General features: G+C 40.3%; 2 protein-coding genes. Both read right to left on the bottom strand.

The features are described 5' to 3' along the window. Nucleotides 1–187, bottom strand: a 187-nt coding sequence (locus C6366_RS21040) for a hypothetical protein (protein ID WP_233248581.1), incomplete at its 3' end; no start/stop codon positions are given. A gap of 163 nt (nt 188–350) precedes the next feature. Next, nucleotides 351–449, bottom strand: a complete 99-nt coding sequence (locus tag C6366_RS21035; protein WP_255412111.1) for an LUD domain-containing protein — start codon at nt 447–449, stop codon at nt 351–353. Nucleotides 450–454: the final 5 nt, after the last annotated feature.

The following is a 454-nucleotide window of genomic DNA, read 5'->3' as shown; positions in this document are numbered from 1 at the left end:
GAAGAAGGGCCCATCCAATTTGGGCACTTACTGGTCGTGCTTTTACCATCTCAACAAACTCGAGCATGCCAAGTAGCACAACGGTGAAGAAGATGAGCAAATATGAATAAGCGTGCCACCACATCCCACCGATGATTGCGACTACAAAAATCACTCCTGTTAAAGTACGCTGCCAGAAATTGCTCATTTTACCTGAAATATATTGAAACCAGAAAGAATTATGTCATGATCCTTCTTGCATCATACGCACTAAAAGCAAGCAACAATCCGGCAAGACAATCATTTAAACAATAAATATAACAACCTTTCTGAAAGGTGCAAAATTAACACAAAGATTGACTTTTAAAAATTTAAGATGCAACATCTATGAAAACAATCAACCTTTTGGGGCCGTGAACGCCTGTTACCAGTGTTTTTTCGATGTCGGCAGTACGACTAGGGCCGGTAATAAGCG

This window comes from Desulfonatronum sp. SC1 (assembly GCF_003046795.1).
GTDB lineage: Bacteria > Desulfobacterota > Desulfovibrionia > Desulfovibrionales > Desulfonatronaceae > Desulfonatronum.
This window is presented reverse-complemented; position numbering and strand designations above follow the sequence as displayed.